Genomic DNA, 15148 nt, shown 5'->3' on the forward strand with positions numbered 1-15148 from the left:
GTGAACGACGAAGCACAGCAGACGCTCGACGACGCGACCGCCGTGCTCCGTTCCGCCCTTGCCGGTGACGGCGCCGGCGTGGTGGGCGCGTTCGACGCGGTGGTGGACCGCTCCGGCCTCGCCGGGGCGTACGGAGTGGCGTGGTGCCTCGCCGCCACCATGCTCGGCGACGACGCCCCGGGCGGCGGCGCCGCCCTCGACTTCCCCGGCATCGACCAGGCCGCCTACGACACCCGCTGGGTGGCCCGCTTCGTCAGCGCGTGCGCCAACGACGACGCGGACACCGGCGAGGCGCTGTTCGGGGCGGCGGCCGCCGACGGGCTGCTGCCCGACTGCCTGCTCACGCTCGCCGGGTCGACCATCGCCACGCTGCGCAGCCGGTCGGACTGAGCCCGGCGCGCGGCCCGGCGCCCCGGCTGTGGTAGCTCTGGGTGCATGTCCGAGGCGATGCTCAGCAAGGTGCGCAAGCTGCTCGCCCAGGCCGAGGACCCGGCCTGCACGCCCGCCGAGTCGGCCGCCTTCATGGCCAAGGCCACCGAGCTGATCGCCCGCTACGGCGTCGACCGGGCGCTGCTCGCCGCCCGTGACCCGGCCGCCGACCCGGTCGGTGACCGGACCGTCGACGTGGTCGCACCGTACGCCCGGGACAAGGCCGGCCTGCTCGCGGCGGTCGCCGAACCGATGCGCTGCCGATGCGTACGCCGCCGGCAGGGCAACGGCTTCGTCATGCACCTGTTCGGCTTCGCCAGCGACCTGGAACGGGTCGAGCTGCTGTTCACCTCACTGCTGGTGCAGGCCGCGCACGGGCTCGCCGGTGCTGTCGTACCGGCCGGGGAGCACCCGGCTGCGTTCCGGCGTACCTGGCTGGCCGGGTTCGCGTACGTCGTCGCGGAACGACTGCGCGCGGCCGAGAGCCAGGCGGTGGCGGAGTCGGGTGGGCCCTCGACGGCACTGGTGCTCGCCGACCGCTCCGATCGCGTGCAGCGCCGGGTCGCCGAGGCGTACCCCCGGTTGCGCACCGCCCCGCGACGACGGCTCGCCGGCGGTGGCTTCGGTTCCGGCGCGGACGCCGGCCGCCGGGCCGACCTCGGCGGCACCGGTGTGGCCGGCCCGGGTGCGGCGCCCGGTATCGCCGGCTGACAGGTGCGGGTCAGGCGCTGGTGCGGGCGACTGTCGCCAGGTAGCGGCAGAGCAGTTCGTGCCAGCCCGCGGTGAGGGCCTCGCGGTAGCCCTCGGCGGCCGTGCCGTGCCTGTCGAAGTAGCGGTGCTCGACATCCACCCGGGTCTGTTCCGGACCGCCGGCGTGGAACAGGACCTCCACCTCGCTGGCCCGCGCCGGGTCCGGCACCGGCACCCGGTCCGGGCCGATCTGCCAGGTGAACACCAGGCGCCGGGGCGGATCCCAGGTCAGCACGCGGCCCCAGTCGTTGCGGAAGCCGTACGGGCCGATCTCGTAGAGCATCCCGCCGGCCCGCGGCTCGATGCCGATCGCGGCGAGCGCCTCCGGGCCGGACCAGGTGTATTCACGCACCCACCAGTCGGCGAGCGCGCCGGTGAAGACGGCGTACGCCCGCTCGGCGGACGCCGGGACGAGCAGGCTGCTGCGGAGGGAGAAGCGGTCGGATTCCTGCCGGACCTCATCCGGATCGGCCAACTCCTGTCCCATAGGTCCGGACCATACCGGCTCATGTCTCGGTGTGCAGCTTCCGTAGCGCCCGCTTCCGGACACCGGGAACTCCGCTTCCCGACAGCGGCAGGCGGCGGGATCGGCGGTCCACGGGAGGCGCTGGTGGCGCTCCCGTGCGGCGCGGCCGGAGCGTCTGGGAGGCGCTCCAGGGCAGCCCCACCCAGACCCCCCGGAGAACCTGACCCGCCCGCCGCCCTGCCCCATCCCGTTGATCAAGGAGTTTGTGCCCGGTTCACCGGCCCTGGATGACACAAACTCCTTGATCACCGAGGCGGGGTCGGGTGGCCGGGAGAGGGCGGTGTGGCCTGCTGGTGGCGGCGGAGGAGTTCCTGGAGGGCGGCGATCTCGGAGTGCAGGGCCTGGCGGCCCTCCCTGGTGATCCGGATCCAGCGTTTGTTTCGACATTCCTCTAGGTTGACAGACTTCAAATCAGGAGGCAGGGTGAAGCTTGCTTAGATGAACATCTAGACAGGGGGTTCCCATGTCCCGCGTCCAGCTCGCCCTGCGCGTGTCCGACCTCGAAGGCTCCGTGGCCTTCTACAGCAAGCTGTTCGGCGTCGAGCCGGCCAAGCGCCGCCCCGGCTACGCCAACTTCGCGGTGGAGAACCCGCCGCTGAAGCTCGTACTCCTCGAAGGTGAGCCCGGCCTGCCGACGGTGATGGACCACCTCGGGGTCGAGGTGTCCACCACCGAGGAGGTCAACGCCGCGACCAACCGCCTCACCGAGTCCGGCCTCATCACGCTGGAGGAGAACGACACCGAGTGCTGCTACGCGCTCCAGGACAAGGTCTGGGTACGCGGCCCCGGCGACGAGCCGTGGGAGGTCTACACGGTCAAGGCCGACTCGCCGCAGCTGGCGAAGGCGACCGAGAGCGCCTGTTGCGCCTCGGACGCGGCGGCGCAGCCCGCCGCGGTCTGAGCCGGACATCGCGAGGTCCCCACCGGCGTACGCACCGGTGGGGACCTCCGTTGTGCGCCGACGACTACCGTGCCTCGGCGAATCTCAGCCGTTCGAGATCCTCGACGTAGACGAACCGCCTGCCGCCCGCCGAACAAGCGGGCTGCTGGGACACAAAGCAGAACGCCGACCTGCGTTCCCGCTGGTCGGCGTTCCTGTAGCCCGGCGAAAGGCTATGTGGCCAGGGGCGGGGTCGAACCGCCGACCTTCCGATTTTCAGTCGGACGCTCGTACCAACTGAGCTACCTGGCCGTGGTGCTCGGCACATGCTACCGCACGGCCGATACGCAGAACGCCGCGCATCGAGCTGCGCGGCGTCAGCGCTTGCGGTCCTGACGGGACTTGAACCCGCGACCTCCGCCTTGACAGGGCGGCGAGCACTCCAACTGCTCCACAGGACCTGGCTGGTGTTGCATCCGGCGCGAGCCGGACCGTGCCCCCAACGGGATTCGAACCCGTGCTACCGCCTTGAAAGGGCGGCGTCCTGGGCCGCTAGACGATGAGGGCGGCCCCGCCATCATTGCACACTCGCAACTTCAAGCGGACTTGCTCCCATCCGGCCCCGCCGGAGGCAGGAGAAGCATATGTCATGCCTGCACGGACGACAAAACCGGTATGGGCGTGACCGTAGAGCCGGGCAGAAACGCAGGTCAGCGCGGCAGGGCGATGCCGTATCGCCGCTTCAGGTCCGGAATCAGGTGCCGGCAGGCGGCCATCGTCTGGGCCCGGTCGCCGCCCGCGTCGTGCATCAGCACGACCGAGCCGTGCCGGGTGGCGCCCTTCACCCGCTTGATGATCGTCTTCGCCGGTGGGTGGTCCCAGTCCTGCGGATCCACGCTCCAGTGCAACGGGCGCAGGCCCATCTGCTGGGCGATCGTGACCTCCTCGGCCGTCCAGCGGCCACCGGGCTGGCGGAACCAGGTGATCGGCGCCTCGGGTGCGGCGGCATGGATGGCCTCGTTCGTCCGTTCCAGGTCGGATCGGATCTCGGCGGCGGAGCGCCGGCCCAGGTTCATGTCGTGGTGCCAGCTGTGATTGCAGAGCTGGTGGCCCTCCCGGACGATCCGGGCCACCAGCTCCGGGTAGCGCTTGGCCTGCTTGCCGACGACGCAGAAGGTGGCCTTCACGTGGGCCGCCCGGAGCTGGGCCAGGATCTGCGGGGTGTAGCGGGGATCCGGCCCGTCGTCGAAGGTGAGCGCCACCCCGTTGCTCCCGCTGGTCCGGTGCAGGCCCGCCGGCAGCTTCTTCGGCAGCGGGCGCAGCTTGGGCTTCGCAGGGGTGGTGGGGGTCGGTGAGGGCTTCGTCACCGGCGGCGGTGACGGTGACGCAGAGGCCGAGGCCGAGGCCGACGGCGGTGCGGCGGCCTTTTCGGGTGACTTGCCGGCTTCGCCGCAGCCGGTGACGAGCAGCACCAGGCCCAGGGCGAGCGCCGACAGGGCGCGTGGACGCATTCGTCGCTCCCGGAGGGGTCGGGGTCAGACGGACTTTCCGACCGTAGTGGACGCCGACCCGGAACGGGAGAGGGGCTCAGCTCGTCGTGGACTGGTCCAGCGAGTCCCGTACCGCCACGGCCAGTGACAACGCCTCGGCCAGGTCCACCGGCCGGACCACCCCGGCCGGCAGCGAGTCGGCCCGCCAGCCGGGCCCGGCGGCGAGCACGAGCAGCGGCCGGCGCGGCACCGCCAGCAGCGCGGCGAGCTGGTACGGGTCGGCTGTGGCGCGGATGTGCGACCAGAGCACCACGGCCGCCGGACCGGTCCGGTTGACGGCCTCGACCAGGGCCGGCACCGGTACGCGGGCACCGAGCATGCGATAACTCACACCGACCTCGGCCAGCGCGGCGGCGAGTGCCTCCAGCGGCAGCGAGTGCTGCTCCTCGTCGGCGCAGGAGAGCAGGATCCGGGGCGGACCGGTGGTCGGGTACGTCCGCGCCACTGTGGCGAACGCCTCGGAGACGCACCGGGACATGAGATGTTCCACCTCGATCAGCGCGGAGGTGGCGGCGTGCCGCTCCCCGATGCCGGCGAGCACCGGCCGCAGCAGCCCCTCCCAGGTCGCCACCACCCCGTCGGCGGCCAGCGCGTCGGCGATGGTCCGGCCGATGGTCACCGAGTCCAGTCGCATGGCGGCACGGGCCAGCCCCCGCGCGGCCGGCCCGGCCCGGCCGACCGGGATGGTGGTGCCGCCGCCGTCGCGTACCGTCGAGGCCCTTGCCTTGAGGCCGAGCCGCTCCGGAGGCAGCACGGCCGGCGCCTGCCGGGCCCAGCGGGCGGCCTCGGCGGGCGCGACCCCCTCGGTGGTCAGCCGGCGCATGATCTCCAGGCGGGCGAGGTCGGCCGGCGTGTACCGCCGGTGGTGGCCCGGTACGTGCTCGCTGGGGCCGAGACCGTAGCGCTGGTGCCAGGTACGCAGCGTGGTGACCGCAACGCCCAGTCGGCGCGCGACGGCCCCCGCGCTCAGCGCCTCATCGGCCACCCGACCGCTCCGGTGCCTCGGTGGCCGGTGCGCCCGGCCGGGACGCGTCGGTCGGGTGCAGCAGCCGGTTGACCACACCGCCCAGCCACGGCGCGTACTCGCGGGGGTGGGCGTCCAGGTCGGCCACCACCGCGCCGGGGTCGGCCCAGCGCAGGTCGGCCACCTCGTCCGGGTCGGGCCGCGTGACCAGGCCGGCGGGTACGTCGGCGCGCAGCACGTGGTCGTACTCGAACTCGACCCGTCCGGTCGCCGGGTCCTCGGCGTAGTAGAGGTAGACGCCCACCTCGGTGAGGTCGACCGGGTCGACGCCGAGTTCCTCGGCGAGCCGCCGGTTGGCGGCCTCGGCCAGCGACTGGCCGGGCAGCGGGTGCCCGCAGCAGGAGTTCGCCCAGCGCAGCGGGAACCGCGTCTTGACCGCGGCCCGCTGCTGCAACAGCACCCGCCCCTCGGGATCGACGAGGAACACCGAGAAGGCGCGGTGCAGCCGCCCGGGTGGCTCGTGGGCGGTCGCCACAGTGGTCTCGCCGATCACCAGCCCGTCGTCGTCGACCAGTTCGACCAGGTGCGTCTCCCGCTCGCTCACGACATCGCCCCGGTGATCCGGGCCGCGGCGATCTTGCCGCTGATCAGCACCATCGGCACGCCCACACCCGGCTGGGTGCCGGAGCCGACGAAGACCACGTTCTCCAGCGTCCGGTGCAGGTTGGAGGGGCGGAATGGGCCGGTCTGGAAGAGGCTGTGCGCGGCGGCGAACGGGGTGCCGGCGGCCATGCCCTGCGCCGCCCAGTCGGCCGGGGTGACGGCTCGCATCACCTCGATGCCGTCGCCGAAGCCGACGTAGCCGCGTTCCTCAAGAGTGGTCACGAGCTGGTCGGTGTACCGCTGCGTGAGGTCACCCGCCCAGTCGAACGGCGCCCGTTCCAGGTTCGGCACCGGGGCCAGCACGTAGTAGGTGTGCCTGCCGGCCGGTGCCACCGACGGGTCGGTGCGGCTCGGGTTCGTCACCAGCAGCGACGGGTCGGTCATCAGCTCGCCTCGCCGGATCACCTCGTCGAACGTGCCCTTCCAGGAACGCCCGAAGTGGATGTTGTGGTGGGCGATCTTGCCATAGCCCTGCGTCGAACCGATGTGCAGCACCACGCAGGACGGCGAGTAGGTGAGCTTGCGCTGCCGGCTGGGCGGCAGCAGGTCCTGGTAGGCGACCGGCAGGTCGGGGTTGAGCACGACCGTGTCGGCGGGGACGACGTCGCCGTCGGCGGTGACGACGCCGGTGGCGCGGCCGTTGGCGGTCTCCACCCGGGTCACGGTGGTGCCGTAGCGGATCTGCACGCCGTGCTTCTCGGCCGCACCGGCCATCCCACGCGAGACCGCGTGGATGCCGCCGCGCGGGAAGCAGACCCCGGCTACCGAGTCGAGATACGCGATGACCGCGTAGATCGCCAGCGCGTCGTGCGGCGACAGGCCCGCGTACATGGCCTGAAAGGAGAAGATCCGCTGGGTACGCGGGTCGCGGAAGAACTGGTTGATCTTCGTTTGGAGCCGCCCGAAGGCGCCGTTTGCGAACAGCTTCAGCAGGTTGCCGGTGAGCAGGTCGGTCGGCGCGTCGAGGTTGCGCTCGATGAAGTCGGCCCGTTCCCACTGCCAGAGGTTGCGGGCGTAGTCGACGAAACGCAGGTAGCCGTCGGCCTCCCGGGGGCCGCAGACGCGGGCGATCTCGGCGGCCATCCGGGTGGTGTCGGTGATGACGTCGAGCGTCGACCCGTCCGGGTAGTAGGCGCGGTACGCCGGGTCGAGCGGGGTCAGGTCGAGCCAGTCGGTCAGCTCCTCGCCCACCGCGCCGAGCGCCTCGGCGATCAGGTCGGGCATGGTGAGGACGGTCGGGCCGGTGTCGAACTCGTACCCGTCGACGCTGAGCCGCCCGGCGCGCCCGCCCGGCACCGGCTCGCGTTCCAGCACTGTCACCTGCCGGCCGCTGGCGGCCAGGTGCAGCGCGCAGGCCAGCCCACCCAGCCCGGCGCCGACCACGACCACCCGGTCGGTCCGTCCCTTGACGGTACGCATTCCGGCCCCCTTGCTCACGAAGTTGCTCATCATGCCCGCCGCGCCGTGGCGGCGGTGGCGAGGCCGGTCAGCGCGGTGCGCGCGGTCTCGTCGATCGGTGCGGTGCCGAGCGCGGCGAGCGCCTCGGTCACCCGGTCGGAGATCATCCGCTCCACCCGGGCCGTGGCCCCGGTGTCCCGGACCACGTCGGCCAGCCGGTCCACCTCGGTTGCCGAGGTGACCGAGCCGGCCCGCTCCAGGACCCGGCGCTGCGCCGGGTCGGCGAGCTGCCGGGCCAGCATCAGCAGCGGGGTCGGCTTGCCGGTGCGCAGGTCGTCCCCGGCCGGCTTGCCGGTGGTGTCCGGGTCGCCGTAGACGCCCAGCAGGTCGTCACGGAGCTGGAACGCCTCGCCGACGGCCAGCCCGTACCGGGTGTACGCGGCGATGAGCGGGCCGTCCGCGTCGGCGCCCGCCAGGCAGGCGCCGAACAGCAGCGGACGCTGGACGGTGTAGCTGGCGGTCTTGTACCGGGCCACCCGCAGCGCCCGGTCGACGGTCCAGCTCGCCGAGTCGTTCTCGCCGAGCACGTCCAGAAACTGCCCGGCGACCGTCTCCACCCGCATCTGGTCGTAGCAACGCCGCACGTCGAGCAGCCGCTCCGCCGGGACCGCCGCGTGCGCCATCAGCCGGTCGGCCCAGACCATGCAGAGGTCACCGATGAGGACGGCCACGGCTTCGCCGTACCGGTCGGGGTCGCCGGTGTGTCCGGCGGCCCGGTGCCGGGCGGCGGCGGCCCGGTGCGCGGTGGGCAGCCCTCGCCTGGTGTCGGACGCGTCCATCACGTCGTCGTGCACCAGCGCGAACGTGTGCAGCAGCTCCAGCGCGGACAGGGCCGGGAGCACCGAGCACAGCGGTTCCTCACCGCCGACCACACCCCGCCATCCCCAGTACGCGAACGTGGGGCGGACCCGCTTGCCGCCGGCCAGTACGCAGTCGCGCGCCGTGGCCGCGAAGCCACCCATCGCTGCGTCGATCTCGGTGAGCGATTCGACTTCCGCGGCCAGGAACGCCGCGAGTGTCTCATCGACCCCTTTGATCAGGTCCTTCGTGAACGCGGCCAGTACGCCGCGGACCGGATCGTCCGTCGCCCCGGGCTGAGCCGGCGCGACGCGGAGCGCATTACCCGCAACTGCGTCGTTGGCCATGTGGGCGAGCGTACCCTAGGGTTTACGAGTTGCGTCGATTTCTGCGTCGAAGCTGAGGAGGGCCGATGGACACGGATCTGACCGCCGCCTATGACCGTTGCCGCGAGCTGCACCGCCGTCACGGCCGTACCTACTATCTCGCCACGCGACTGCTTCCCGCCTGGAAACGGCGGCATGTGCATGCCTTGTACGGCTTCACCCGGTACGCGGACGAGATCGTCGACCGCACCGAGGACCTGCCGCCGGCCGAGCGCGCCGCCCGGCTGCGCGAGTGGTCGGATCGATTCGTCGCCGGGCTGCACGGTGCGTCGGTCGACGACCCGCTGCTCCCCGCGGTGCTGCACACCATCGCCGTGTTCGACCTGGACCGCGACGACTTCGCGTCGTTCCTGCGCAGCATGGCGATGGACCTGACCGTCATGTCGTACCCGACCTACGACGACCTGCTCGACTACATGGAGGGCTCGGCCGCTGTCATCGGCACCATGATGCTGCCGATCCTGGGCAGCTCCGACCCGGCCGCCGCCCGCGAGCCCGCCCGCCAGCTCGGCTTCGCGTTCCAGCTCACCAACTTCATCCGGGACGTCGCCGAGGACCTCGACCGGGGCCGGACCTACCTGCCCGACGAGGACATGGCCAAGTTCGACCTGACCCGCGACGACCTGCTCGCGGCGAAGGCCGCGGGCCGCACCACGCCGCGCATCCGCGAGCTGATCGAGTACGAGGTGACCCGCGCCCAGGCCCACTACGTCGCCGCCGCGCCGGGCATCCCGCTGCTGGAGCCGGCCTCGCAGGCGTGCATGCGCACCGCGTACGCGCTCTACGGCGGAATCCTCGACGAGGTGGCCGCGCAGGACTACGACGTCTTCGTCCGCCGTGCCCTGGTGCCGCAGCGGCGCCGGATGGCGGTGGCCGTGCGGGCGCTGCTCACCCCGCCCGGCACGCCGGTGCGGGTGCCCGGCCCGGTACTGGAACCGGCCCTGGCCGGATGACCGGCCGCACCGCCGTCGTGCTGTTCACCCGTGACCTGCGGGTGCACGACCACCCGGCGCTCGCCGCCGCCTGCTCCGCGTTCGACCGGGTGGTGCCGCTCTACGTGCTCGACCCGGCGTTGCAGGAGCTCTCGCCGAACCGCACCCGGTTCCTGCACCAGAGCCTGGCCGACCTGCGTGAGGCGCTGCGCACGCGCGGTGGCGACCTGGTGATCAGGCGTGGCGACCCGGTGGCCGAGACGGTCGAGCTGGCCCGGAAGGTGGGCGCCGAGGGCATCGGGCTCTCCGCCGACGTGAGCCGCTACGCCCACCGCCGGGAGCGCCGCCTGCGCGCCGAGTGCGACAGGCACCGGATGTTCCTGCGCCTGTTCCCCGGCCTGACGATCGTCGAGCCGGGCGCGCTGCGCCCCGGCGGCGGCGACCACTACCGGGTCTTCAGCCCTTACTTCCGGGCCTGGCAGGGCGAGCGGTGGCGGGACGAGCCGGACGCGCCGAAGCGGGTCCGGCTGCCCGGCGGCGTCGACCCCGGCCGGCTGCCGGACCCGCCGAAGGGTGGCAGCCCGGATGCCGCCGTCGGCGGCGAGACCGTCGCCAGGCGCCGACTCGCCGCCTGGCTGCCCACCCTCGACCGGTACGACGACATCCACGACGACATGGCCGGCGACGAGACCTCGCGGCTCAGCCCGTACCTGCGCTTCGGATGCGTGTCGCCGCTGGCCGTGGCGAACCGGGCCGGCGACCGGGACGGGCCGTTCGTCAGGCAGCTCTGCTGGCGCGACTTCTACCACCAGGTGGTGGCCGGTTTCCCCGACCTGTCCACGGTCGCCTACCGGCGTGGCGCGCGGGAGGACTGGCGCGACGACGCGCACGCGTTCGACGCCTGGGCCGAGGGACGGACCGGCATGCCGATCGTGGACGCCGGCATGCGTCAGTTGCGCGCCGAGGGCTGGATGCACAACCGGGCGCGGCTGATCACCGCCGGTTACCTGACCAAGCACCTCGGGCTGGACTGGCGGCCCGGCCTGGACGTCTTCTTCCGCTGGCTGCTCGACGGCGACCGGGTCAACAACTCGGGCAACTGGCAGTGGGTGGCCGGCACCGGCAACGACACCCGGCCGTACCGCGGCTTCAACCCGGTACGGCAGGCCGAGCGCTACGACCCCGACGGCGCGTACGTGCGGCGCTGGGTGCCGGAGCTGGCGTCGGTGGCGGGCAAGGCGGTGCACCAGCCGTGGCGGCTGCCCGACGAGGTACGCCGCACGCTCGACTACCCGCCACCGCTGGAGGTGCCCGGCACCGACCCGGTCTGGCTCCGCTGACCTCCGCGCCCCGCCCGCCGCCCGCCGGCGCCTTCCACCTCCGGTCCCCTTTGCTCTGCAGCCATATCCGCATCGGTTGCGGAAAGTCACCGCACGGGCCTTGCGCGGGTTTCGGACCTGCGAGGAAATCCCTGCTCAGCACGGTGCTGCGCCGATGGGTGCAGAGCAAAGCCGGAAAAGGGAACATGGGGCCGCCCGGCCGGGCGAATGCGCTGCGTGACGACAACCCCGGAATCACCGAGGGTGACCGACGATCAGAGGCAGGAGTGCAAGGCCTCCACCAGGTCCTCCACCCGGTCGTGGCCGGCCAGCCGGGCGGTCGCGTACGCGAAGGTGTAGCCGCGGTCCGGGTCGGCCCAGGCGCTGCTGCCGCCGATCCCGCCCATGCCCCAACTGCCGTCCGGCTCCCACTGCATGCCGAGCGTCCAGTCCACCGGCCGGTCCAGCAGCAGGTCCGGGCCGGAATACTGCACCCGCGTCGCCTCGGCGACCAGCTCCGGGCTGAACAGCCGTACCCCGTCCAGGGTGCCGCCGGCGAGCAGGCCCGCGTACAGCCGGGCGAGCCCGGCGGCGGTGGCGTGCAGGTTCACCGCCGGGATCTCGGCGGCCCGCCACAGGTCGCTGTTCACCATCGCGACGTCCCGCCCGCCCGGCGGGTTGTCCAGCGCCCGCGCCCGCAACGAGCCCGGCTCGCCGCGCATCGCGTCCGGCCAGGCCGGATCGGCGTACGACAGATCGGCGCACCGCCGCCGGTCGGCCTCACCGAGCCCGAAGGCCAGGTCCAGGTGCCACGGACCGGCGATCTCCTCGGCCAGGAACCGGCTCACCGGCCGCCCGTCCACCCGGCGGACCAACTCGCCCACCAGGTGGCCGTACGTCCAGGCGTGCTCCGCCGCGACGGCGCCCGGCGCCCACTCGGGCTCGGCCGCCGCCAGGTCGGCGCAGAGCAGATCCCAGTCGGCGATGGCGGCGGCGGGCCGGGGCACCGGGAAGGCGGGCAGCCCGGCGGTGTGGGCGAGCACCTGCCGCACGGCGGCCGGGGCGCGAAAACCCGGCCAGTACGCGGACACCGGCGCGTCCAGGTCGACCCGGCCCCGGTCGACGAGCAGCAGCAGGCACAGCGCGACCACCGGCTTGCCGACCGAGTAGACGTCGACGAGCGTGTCCGGTCGCCACGGCCGGTCCGCTCCGGCGGCCGGTACGACAGTGCCGGGCGGGACCGCCGCGGTGGTGCCGCCCACCAGCTCCACCACCGGTACGCCGTCGTGCCACACCGACAGCGACGCACCGGTCTCCCGGCCGGTCGTGAACAGGTCGTGGAAGCAGTCCCGGACCGGGGCGAAGCGCGCGTGCATGCGGCCACGGTAGGCGGTCCCGTTCGTGACGAGCGCGGGAATTCCGGCCCGGTGCGGTGGCCGGTGTCCCGAAGGTGCGGAATGCTTGCGGAATGGCGGAGCCGGAACTGGTGGACGTGGTCGTGGTCGGGCTCGGCGTCGGCGGCGAGGAGGTGGCCGAGCGGCTCGCCGAGGCCGGCCTCACCGTGGTCGGCATCGAACGGGACCTGGTCGGTGGCGAGTGCCCCTACTGGGGGTGCGTGCCGAGCAAGATGATGATCCGGGCGGCGAACGCGCTGGCCGAGGCGCACCGGGTCAACGAGCTGGCCGGGTCCGCCCGGGTGCAGCCCGACTGGGCGCCGGTGGCGAAGCGCATCCGCGCCGAGGCCACCGACACCTGGGACGACAAGGTGGCGGTGGACCGGTTCACCGGAAAGGGCGGTCGGTTCGTCAGGGGCAGCGGGCGGCTCGACGGCCCGAACCGGGTACGCGTCGGCGACCAGGTGTTCCAGGCTCGCTACGGCGTGGTCCTCGGCACCGGCACCCGGCCCTCGGTCCCGCCGATCGACGGGCTGGCCGACACGCCGTACTGGACGAATCACCAGGCCGTCGAGGTCGAGGAGCTGCCCGCGTCGCTGCTGGTGCTCGGCGGCGGCGCGATCGGGCTGGAACTCGCCCAGGTCTTCGCCCGGTTCGGCGTCCGGGTGACTGTCATCGAGGCGGCCGACCGGGTGCTCGCGGTCGAGGAGCCCGAGGCGTCGGCGCTCGCCGCCGACGCGTTGCGCGCCGACGGGGTGGAGATCCACACCGGGGTCAAGGCCGGCCGGGTGAGCCACGACGGCGGCACGTTCACCGTGCACGCCGACGGCACCGGGTTCACCGGCGAGAAGCTGCTCGTGGTGACCGGCCGCAGGGCGCATCTGGAGGAGCTGGGCCTGGACACGGTCGGGGTGGACGCCGGGCAGCGCTACCTGCCGGTGAACGACCGGATGCACGTCACCGACGGGATCTGGGCGGTCGGCGACCTCACCGGCGAGGGCGCGTTCACCCACATCGCCATGTACCAGGCCGGCATCGTGGTGGCGGACGTGCTCGACCACATGCGGCGTACCAGGGGAGGCCCGGACGCCAGCGGCACCGCGAGTGTCGTCGGCGGCGCGGCCGGGGTGGTCAGCGCGGTCGGCGGCGCGATGAGCGCGGGCGGCTCGACTGCCGCGCCGGGCAGCGTCCCGGTGGCCGACTACCGGGCGCTGCCCAGGGTCACGTTCACCGACCCCGAGGTCGGCGCCGTCGGTCTCACCGAACAGCAGGCCCGCGAGCGTGGCGTCAACGTCCAGGTCGGGTACGCCGACCTCACCTCGTCGGCCCGGGGCTGGATCCACAAGACCGGTAACGCCGGGTTCGTCAAGCTGATCGCCGACGCCGACCAGGGCGTCCTCGTGGGCGCCACCTCGGCCGGACCGGCCGGTGGCGAGGTGCTCTCCGCGCTCGTCGTGGCGGTGCACGCGGCAGTGCCGATCAGCCAGCTCCGGCACATGATCTACGCGTACCCGACGTTCCACCGCGCCATCGAGGACGCGCTGCGCGCGCTGAAGTGACGCCTCAGCCGGCCGGCGCGCCGTGCCGGCCGGCCCCGTCGGCGAACCGGCCGGCGCCGTGTACCCCGTCCACAGCCAGCGACTCCAGGCCGTAGGCCAGCTCGGTCGCCATCGCCATCGCCTCCGGCTCCGGCCGCCCCGCGCCGTCCAGCACCGCCGCCCGGTCGTTGCGCAGGCACGTCTGCGGGGACCGGGCGATCCCGGCGGCCAGCTCCTCGGCCGCCGCGCGGGCCTCACCCGGCGCGACCAGCCGGTTGACCAGACCCATCGCGTACGCCTCGTCGGCGCGCACCGGGCGGCCGGTGAGGATCAGGTCCATCGCCCGGCTCTCGCCGATCAGCCGGGGCAGCCGGACCGTCCCGCCGTCGATCAGAGGTACGCCCCACCGGCGGCAGAACACGCCCAGCGTCGCGTCCGACTCGGCGACCCGCAGATCGCACCAGAGCGCCAGCTCCAGCCCGCCCGCCACCGCGTACCCGGAGATCGCGGCGATCACCGGCTTGGACAGTCGCATCCGGGTGGGCCCCATCGGCCCGTCGCCGTCGGGCTCGACGCAGTTGCCGCGCGGTGTGCCGACGGCCTTGAGGTCGGCGCCGGAGCAGAACGTGCCGCCCGCGCCCCAGAGCACCGCGACCGCCGCGTCCGGGTCGGCGTCGAACGCGCGGAACGCGTCGGCCAGCGCCCGTGCGGTCGGCCCGTCCACGGCGTTACGGGCCTCGGGCCGGTCCAGGATGACAGTGGTCACGGCACCGGCGTGCTCGACGCGTACCCCCATGGGCTCAGCATGCCCGCGACGGCGCCGTCGTGGCTACGGCCTATTTGATCGTGCCGGGCCGGGTCAGCCAGCGCATCGGCTGCCCGGTGACGGCGCCGACCTGGTCGAAGTCCCGGTCGTAGTGCAGCAACGAGAGCCCGTGGTATTCGGCGGTGGCGGCGATGAGCAGGTCGACGGCGCCCGCCGAGCGGTGCGTGCCCCGCGCGGTCAGCTCGCCCTGGATCTCGGCGGCGCGCTCGTAGATCCGGTCCGGCATCACCACCCAGCCGAAGGCGGCCCGGAGCTGCTCCGCCAGGCGCGTCCGGTCGGCGACGGACCGGGCGGTGTAGAGGAACTCCAGCTCGACCAGGGGGCACACGGCGAGCAGGCCCGCTGTCACCTGCTGGTCCCAGCGCGCCAGCACGTCGGGATCACGCAGGAGCCGGACCAGGGCACTGGTGTCGATCAGGTAGTCGGCCAGCTTCATGACCGGTAGGCACCCTTGTCGAGCAGTTCGTCGAAGTCGCCGGCCTGCCCGCGCTCGGCCAGTTCCGCCAGCGCGCGGGCGCGGCGCAGTCTCGCCGCGCCCTCGCGGAGCGCGACGTTCACCGTGTCCTTCTTGGTCTTCGTGCCGAACGCCTCGGCGGCATCCGCCAGCGCCTCGTCGTCGACGTCCACCAGGATCTTGGTCATCGCGGCTCCCTATATACGGTCGGCCGCCCGAGTATATCCAGCGGGGCTTCCGTGCGAGGGAATTCCGGCGCGTCCGGTTTGGGGGCTCTCCTG

At 73.1% G+C, this 15148-nt stretch carries 16 protein-coding genes and 3 tRNA genes; 6 read left to right on the forward strand and 13 right to left on the reverse strand.

The window, feature by feature from the left end:
* Together O7622_RS05300 and O7622_RS05305 are read left to right on the forward strand one after the other, a co-directional pair.
* A complete protein-coding gene (locus O7622_RS05300) occupies positions 1–390 on the forward strand; it encodes a hypothetical protein (protein ID WP_282312115.1) in 390 nt (129 codons plus the stop codon).
* A 45-nt stretch (positions 391–435) separates the two neighbouring features.
* Complete coding sequence (locus tag O7622_RS05305) at positions 436–1140, forward strand: DUF2786 domain-containing protein (RefSeq protein ID WP_282312116.1); 705 nt, start codon at positions 436–438, stop codon at positions 1138–1140.
* A gap of 10 nt (positions 1141–1150) precedes the next feature.
* Here the strand turns inward: O7622_RS05305 and O7622_RS05310 are convergent, their stop codons facing one another.
* A complete protein-coding gene (locus tag O7622_RS05310) occupies positions 1151–1666 on the reverse strand; it encodes an SRPBCC family protein (RefSeq protein WP_282312117.1) in 516 nt (171 codons plus the stop codon).
* Between the two features lie 502 nt (positions 1667–2168).
* On the opposite strand from O7622_RS05310, the gene O7622_RS05315 reads away from it, so the two are divergent.
* Positions 2169–2606 (forward strand): ArsI/CadI family heavy metal resistance metalloenzyme, encoded by a 438-nt coding sequence (locus O7622_RS05315; RefSeq protein ID WP_071097203.1) that lies wholly within the window; start codon positions 2169–2171, stop codon positions 2604–2606.
* Positions 2607–2823: 217 nt separating this feature from the next.
* Here O7622_RS05315 and O7622_RS05320 read toward each other — a convergent pair.
* From O7622_RS05320 to O7622_RS05355, 8 genes are all read right to left on the reverse strand, one after another.
* A tRNA-Phe gene (locus tag O7622_RS05320) sits at positions 2824–2897 on the reverse strand.
* A 75-nt stretch (positions 2898–2972) separates the two neighbouring features.
* Positions 2973–3046 (reverse strand) — tRNA-Asp (locus O7622_RS05325).
* 33 nt (positions 3047–3079) lie between these two features.
* A tRNA-Glu gene (locus O7622_RS05330) sits at positions 3080–3152 on the reverse strand.
* A gap of 143 nt (positions 3153–3295) precedes the next feature.
* The gene (locus tag O7622_RS05335) at positions 3296–4096 is read right to left on the reverse strand and encodes a polysaccharide deacetylase family protein (protein WP_282312118.1); all 801 of its coding nucleotides are present in this window, start codon (positions 4094–4096) and stop codon (positions 3296–3298) included.
* Between the two features lie 76 nt (positions 4097–4172).
* Complete coding sequence (locus O7622_RS05340) at positions 4173–5120, reverse strand: MerR family transcriptional regulator (RefSeq protein WP_282312119.1); 948 nt, start codon at positions 5118–5120, stop codon at positions 4173–4175.
* Positions 5110–5703: an isopentenyl-diphosphate Delta-isomerase gene (gene idi / locus O7622_RS05345; protein ID WP_282312120.1), complete on the reverse strand. Its 594-nt coding sequence runs from the start codon at positions 5701–5703 to the stop codon at positions 5110–5112. Before idi ends, O7622_RS05340 begins: the two co-directional genes overlap by 11 nt.
* Positions 5700–7181, reverse strand: a complete 1482-nt coding sequence (gene crtI / locus O7622_RS05350) for a phytoene desaturase family protein (protein WP_282314047.1) — start codon at positions 7179–7181, stop codon at positions 5700–5702. The genes idi and crtI overlap by 4 nt, the downstream gene beginning before the upstream one ends.
* 29 nt (positions 7182–7210) lie before the next feature.
* Positions 7211–8365, reverse strand: a complete 1155-nt coding sequence (locus O7622_RS05355; protein ID WP_282312121.1) for a polyprenyl synthetase family protein — start codon at positions 8363–8365, stop codon at positions 7211–7213.
* Between the two features lie 65 nt (positions 8366–8430).
* Between O7622_RS05355 and O7622_RS05360 the strand changes: the two genes are divergently transcribed.
* The gene (locus O7622_RS05360; RefSeq protein ID WP_282312122.1) at positions 8431–9357 is read left to right on the forward strand and encodes a phytoene/squalene synthase family protein; all 927 of its coding nucleotides are present in this window, start codon (positions 8431–8433) and stop codon (positions 9355–9357) included.
* Positions 9354–10676 carry a deoxyribodipyrimidine photo-lyase gene (locus tag O7622_RS05365; RefSeq protein ID WP_282312123.1) on the forward strand — a complete coding sequence of 441 codons (1323 nt, stop codon included), beginning with the start codon at positions 9354–9356 and terminating at the stop codon, positions 10674–10676. The genes O7622_RS05360 and O7622_RS05365 overlap by 4 nt, the downstream gene beginning before the upstream one ends.
* Before the next feature lie 254 nt (positions 10677–10930).
* Here the strand turns inward: O7622_RS05365 and O7622_RS05370 are convergent, their stop codons facing one another.
* Entirely contained in the window at positions 10931–12031 is a 1101-nt protein-coding gene (locus O7622_RS05370) for a serine hydrolase domain-containing protein (RefSeq protein WP_282312124.1), read from the reverse strand.
* Between the two features lie 92 nt (positions 12032–12123).
* Between O7622_RS05370 and O7622_RS05375 the strand changes: the two genes are divergently transcribed.
* Positions 12124–13608: an FAD-dependent oxidoreductase gene (locus O7622_RS05375; protein ID WP_282312125.1), complete on the forward strand. Its 1485-nt coding sequence runs from the start codon at positions 12124–12126 to the stop codon at positions 13606–13608.
* A 4-nt stretch (positions 13609–13612) separates the two neighbouring features.
* On the opposite strand, the gene O7622_RS05380 is transcribed toward O7622_RS05375, so the two are convergent.
* Genes O7622_RS05380 through O7622_RS05390 form a run of 3 tightly spaced genes read right to left on the reverse strand, consistent with a single transcriptional unit; the run spans position 13613 to position 15055 of the window.
* Positions 13613–14383 (reverse strand): crotonase/enoyl-CoA hydratase family protein, encoded by a 771-nt coding sequence (locus O7622_RS05380; protein WP_282312126.1) that lies wholly within the window; start codon positions 14381–14383, stop codon positions 13613–13615.
* Between the two features lie 40 nt (positions 14384–14423).
* The gene (locus O7622_RS05385) at positions 14424–14849 is read right to left on the reverse strand and encodes a PIN domain nuclease (RefSeq protein ID WP_194802172.1); all 426 of its coding nucleotides are present in this window, start codon (positions 14847–14849) and stop codon (positions 14424–14426) included.
* The gene (locus O7622_RS05390) at positions 14846–15055 is read right to left on the reverse strand and encodes a type II toxin-antitoxin system VapB family antitoxin (RefSeq protein ID WP_030500628.1); all 210 of its coding nucleotides are present in this window, start codon (positions 15053–15055) and stop codon (positions 14846–14848) included. The genes O7622_RS05385 and O7622_RS05390 overlap by 4 nt, the downstream gene beginning before the upstream one ends.
* Positions 15056–15148: the final 93 nt, after the last annotated feature.

The organism is Micromonospora sp. WMMD1076, assembly GCF_029581475.1.
Lineage (GTDB): Bacteria > Actinomycetota > Actinomycetes > Mycobacteriales > Micromonosporaceae > Micromonospora > Micromonospora aurantiaca.

Coding starts and splice junctions, on each gene's coding strand:
- O7622_RS05305 (WP_282312116.1), top strand. CDS start 436: ATGTCCGAGGCGATGCTCAGCAAGGTGCGCAAGCTGCTCGCCCAGGCC.
- O7622_RS05310 (WP_282312117.1), bottom strand. CDS start 1,666: ATGGGACAGGAGTTGGCCGATCCGGATGAGGTCCGGCAGGAATCCGAC.
- O7622_RS05315 (WP_071097203.1), top strand. CDS start 2,169: ATGTCCCGCGTCCAGCTCGCCCTGCGCGTGTCCGACCTCGAAGGCTCC.
- O7622_RS05335 (WP_282312118.1), bottom strand. CDS start 4,096: ATGCGTCCACGCGCCCTGTCGGCGCTCGCCCTGGGCCTGGTGCTGCTC.
- crtI (WP_282314047.1), bottom strand. CDS start 7,181: ATGCGTACCGTCAAGGGACGGACCGACCGGGTGGTCGTGGTCGGCGCC.
- O7622_RS05355 (WP_282312121.1), bottom strand. CDS start 8,365: ATGGCCAACGACGCAGTTGCGGGTAATGCGCTCCGCGTCGCGCCGGCT.
- O7622_RS05360 (WP_282312122.1), top strand. CDS start 8,431: ATGGACACGGATCTGACCGCCGCCTATGACCGTTGCCGCGAGCTGCAC.
- O7622_RS05365 (WP_282312123.1), top strand. CDS start 9,354: ATGACCGGCCGCACCGCCGTCGTGCTGTTCACCCGTGACCTGCGGGTG.
- O7622_RS05370 (WP_282312124.1), bottom strand. CDS start 12,031: ATGCACGCGCGCTTCGCCCCGGTCCGGGACTGCTTCCACGACCTGTTC.
- O7622_RS05375 (WP_282312125.1), top strand. CDS start 12,124: ATGGCGGAGCCGGAACTGGTGGACGTGGTCGTGGTCGGGCTCGGCGTC.
- O7622_RS05380 (WP_282312126.1), bottom strand. CDS start 14,383: ATGGGGGTACGCGTCGAGCACGCCGGTGCCGTGACCACTGTCATCCTG.
- O7622_RS05385 (WP_194802172.1), bottom strand. CDS start 14,849: ATGAAGCTGGCCGACTACCTGATCGACACCAGTGCCCTGGTCCGGCTC.
- O7622_RS05390 (WP_030500628.1), bottom strand. CDS start 15,055: ATGACCAAGATCCTGGTGGACGTCGACGACGAGGCGCTGGCGGATGCC.